Source organism: Trebonia sp., from assembly GCF_049794275.1.
Taxonomy (GTDB): Bacteria; Actinomycetota; Actinomycetes; order Streptosporangiales; family Streptosporangiaceae; genus Trebonia.
On record NZ_JBARCR010000278.1, the window covers coordinates 1 to 3,656 of the forward strand.

At 69.9% G+C, this 3,656-nt stretch carries 3 protein-coding genes and 1 pseudogene; all 4 read right to left on the reverse strand.

Translation table 11 applies throughout. The annotated features are described in order from the left end of the window. A pseudogene (locus tag WA805_RS07900) lies at positions 1–1,122 on the reverse strand (hypothetical protein); the annotation flags it as partial. A gap of 386 nt (positions 1,123–1,508) precedes the next feature. Then, positions 1,509–2,162, reverse strand: coding sequence for a MarC family protein (locus tag WA805_RS07905; protein ID WP_422277514.1), 654 nt, complete (start codon positions 2,160–2,162; stop codon positions 1,509–1,511). Positions 2,163–2,219: 57 nt separating this feature from the next. Continuing rightward, positions 2,220–2,900: an ATP-dependent Clp protease proteolytic subunit gene (locus tag WA805_RS07910; RefSeq protein ID WP_422327022.1), complete on the reverse strand. Its 681-nt coding sequence runs from the start codon at positions 2,898–2,900 to the stop codon at positions 2,220–2,222. Further along, positions 2,893–3,153: a helix-turn-helix domain-containing protein gene (locus WA805_RS07915; RefSeq protein WP_422277518.1), complete on the reverse strand. Its 261-nt coding sequence runs from the start codon at positions 3,151–3,153 to the stop codon at positions 2,893–2,895. The genes WA805_RS07910 and WA805_RS07915 overlap by 8 nt, the downstream gene beginning before the upstream one ends. Between the last annotated feature and the right edge of the window lie 503 nt (positions 3,154–3,656).

The following is a 3,656-nucleotide window of genomic DNA, read 5'->3' on the forward strand; positions in this document are numbered from 1 at the left end:
CGCGAAGCCAGGGCCGCCGCGCGGCGGCTCGCCGTCCTGGCGGTAGTCATCGGCCGCCAGGGACTGCCTGTGCTGTCCCCCGCTGCCCCCGTACTCGCTCCAGCCGGGTCCCGGCAGCGGCTCCGCCACGGGCGGCTCCCAGCCGATTCCCGACCCGTCCCACACGCCCGCCGCGAGCTGCCACCCGGACCGCCGCGCCGGGTCGTAGAGCCCGGACACGGCCCCCGGTGGCACGACGAACCCTGGTCCCCCGGCCTGGCCGTGCAGCGCGGCCGTCGGGCCGACCACGGGAACGAACCGCGGTTCCCGCGGCGGCGGCCCGTACGCCCGCGGCTGCCCGAAGGCTGGACCCCGCGGCTCGCCGGCCGGCTCGTCCTGCCAGGCCTGCTGCGACGTCCCGGCGCGCTGCGGCTCGTATCCCCGCTCGTCCTGCCGGGCTTCGTAGCCCGGCTCGTACCAGTCGCCGGCCTGCGGCGGGGCGGCCCTGGGCGCGTCCTGCCAGGGTTCGGCCAGCGGCTCGGCCAGCGGCTCAGGCTGCCATGACCGGCGCTGCGGGATCTGGTGGACCGACGTTGGCTGCGGGTCCTCGTACCAGCCGTCGTCGGGCCCGGAGTCGGCCACCGCATACGGCGCGGCCGCGTCGTCTCCGCCGGTCCACTCGGCTGGGACAGCCTCGTCCTGGGCCGGTGAATGCTCCGCCTGGCCGTCCGCGGACGGCTGCCCGGGACGCTCGTCCGGGTCAGGCTCGCCCCGTTCAGGGACGCCCGTTAGCTTGGACGGCCCAGTCGGCGCGAAGACGCCTGCCCGCTCGGATGTCCCCGCCCGTCCGGGCTGGTCCGCTGGGCTGGGGTCGGCCGACTGGGCGGCATCCGCGCGGGCTGGTTCCGTGCCGGGGGTCTCCGGGGGGGCCGCTTCCCCGGAGGCCGACAGGAACCAGCCCGCCGGACCTGCAGCGCCAAGCCACGGAGGCCAGGCGCTGGCTGTGCCGGAATCCGCCACTACGGTCTTTTCTTCCCCTGCCGCAGTGTCATATCCGGGCGAGTCATCAGGGTCAGGGTTTTGTATCTCCGCGGACTCGGCACCCGACGTGTGGCCGCTCTCCTGGGGAGTGTCGCCGGTCATAGAATAACTCCGAGTCCTAACGCCGTTACTCTAAGTAGCAGTACCGGGCGTGACTTGTACACCCGGAACTTTGGTTTTCCTGGCCCGCAACTCGATGGTAACGAGGGAAGCTCGAAATCCCTATAGCTAGGGACCAAAAAAATCACAAATAGTTCAACGCTGATTACTGAACGTAATGGTCAGATTGAGGATCCGCCCGCGCCGGTGAAATGAATACCTCATGTGATTCATGTTGCGCGGACATCGCGATTATTAACAGTTAGCAACAGCATCATCAGAAATAACACAGGTCGCGGGAGTCTCCGGGCGGTCATGATCACGAAAGAAAATCTTCCTCTGCGCACGATTTTTCTTCGTGATCATTCGGCGCGGCGCGGGCCGTGGGCTCAGTGGCCGGTCGTCAGGTGGATCACACCGACATCGGACAGACCGTTGAGGACCAGCTGGACCCCGAGCGCGGCCAGCAGGAAACCGAACACTTTCTCGGTGACCAGCATCCGGCTCGCGTCCAGCTTGCCGCTGACCTGCACCGCCCAGCGGAAGACGACGACGTCCAACACCAGCACCGCGACGAGCACGCCCACGGCGACAGCGAGGACGGCGATCGAGCTAGCCTCGGCCGACAGGGTGACCAGGACGACGATCCCGGCCGGGTTGAGCAGGTAGGGCACAGCGAGCGGGAACACGGCGACCTGCATCGGGTCCCGGCCCTCGACCGGATGATCGCCGCCGTTGCCTGACTCATGGCCGAGCACCATGGAGACCGCGATGACCAGCAGGATAATGCCGCTGGAGACGCCCAGCGCACCCGGCGAGAAGTGCAGCAGCCTGGTCAGCAACCCGCCGAGGACCAGCAAGAGCGCGGCGACGATGGCGGCGGTGGTCAACATCTTGCGCAGGACGCGCCGCTTGGTCGCCTCGGGCATGTCCGCGGTCGCGTCCAGGAATGGCACCAGCGCGATCTTGGGTCCGATCCCGATCAGCAGCAGCAGGAAAGTGTCGATGACGAACGCGGCGTCCAGCGATTCGAGTTCTTTCATCGGTCTCCGTCCAGCGCTGTGGAGATCGTACACGTGCCGCTCCGGTAGGCGGGGATGCTAGCCGGGGCGCTTCGCGGCCCGGTCCTGGACGAGGCCATAGCCGATCGCTTCTGCGGCGGTGAAGGTGCGGCCGCGCCTGGCGTCCTCGCGGATCTCCCCGGCATCGCGGCCGGCGGCCTCGGCGATGCGGTAGAACAGCGAGTCGACCATCCGGCGCGCCTGCTGCTCCCGCGCGGTCACGGCCGTCACCGTGCCGCCGAACTGCAGTTTCGGCTCGGACAGCGTGAACGACGCGTTGGGGTACGCGGCGCGGCGCGGGCACGAGGCCAGCACGCCGAGCGCGGCGCCGCCTGTCTCGCCGCCGGCGAACGCCTGGATCTCCGCCCGTATCACGTCGAGCACGCCCATCAGGGTGAGCGCGGCCGGCAGTTCCGCCCGGAGGTTCTGCAGCTCGAGGCGGATCGGGCCGGTGCCTTCGGCGTCGAGCGTGAGCAGCTGCGCGGACAGCCGCGTCGCCGCCGCGTCGTCGAGAACGCCGGACGCGAGCACGATCCGCTGCTCGAGGAGCCGCTCGTAGAGCGTGTCCTGCCATCCGGCGTGCGGGTCGAGCCAGACCCGGGCGGGCGGCACCGGACCAGGATCCTGCTTCGGCCTGCCCGGTGACGGCGGTGTCCCCGGTGACGGCTGGCCTGGCCACGGGAACTCCGGGCCTGCCGGGCTCGACGCGCGATCAGTCATTCAATCTCCAGGTGATCTCGCCGCCAATGGCGGCCGCGTACCGTTCGAGAGTGGTGGCGCGGACGTCGCTCACGCCGGACTCGAGCCGGGCGACGGCGGACTGGGATGTGCCCATGCGCGCGGCCACCTCGGTCTGCGACAGGCCCGCCGCCTGGCGCTGCGCGACTAGGTCGCGGACCAGGCCAGCGCGCTGCGCCGCCATTCGGCGCAGCGCCATCTCGCGGAACCCGGGCAGGACCGGGAGGTCGTCCATACTGCACACGATATCTCAAATACGAGATAGCCGCGCGGTGGGGGGCTTAGACGACACCGACGCGGGGGGGGGCTTAGACGACACCGACGCGGCGGGGGGCTTAGGCGGCACCGACGCGGCGGGGGGCTTAGACGACACCGACGCGGCGGGGCTTAGACGACACCGACGCGGCGGGGGGCTTAGACGACACCGACGCGATAGGGCTTAGAGAGTTTGAAGTGCCGAGGTCTTTGCCTGGCGCTCCGGGACGGCTCACCGGCGAGGGCGCGATGGCCGGCCTGAGCCCGCTGATTTCATGATCACGAAAGAAAAGTTCGCGCATAGGAGATTTTTCTTTCGTGATCATGCTGAGCGCCGCGGCACCGACGCGGAAGGGGCTTAGGCGGCACCGGCGCGGTGGACGGCCACCGGCCACGTCGCCTCCGCCCAGACGGTGCGGCCGCCAGCCGCGCCTGCGTCACGGTAGCCCCAGCGGCTGCTGCAGGCCTCGACCAGCTCGAGGC

What these genes read in the sequence shown, in the direction of transcription:
- WA805_RS07905 (WP_422277514.1), bottom strand. Translation starts at nt 2,162, where the DNA reads ATGAAAGAACTCGAATCGCTGGACGCCGCGTTCGTCATCGACACTTTC.
- WA805_RS07910 (WP_422327022.1), bottom strand. Translation starts at nt 2,900, where the DNA reads ATGACTGATCGCGCGTCGAGCCCGGCAGGCCCGGAGTTCCCGTGGCCA.
- WA805_RS07915 (WP_422277518.1), bottom strand. Translation starts at nt 3,153, where the DNA reads ATGGACGACCTCCCGGTCCTGCCCGGGTTCCGCGAGATGGCGCTGCGC.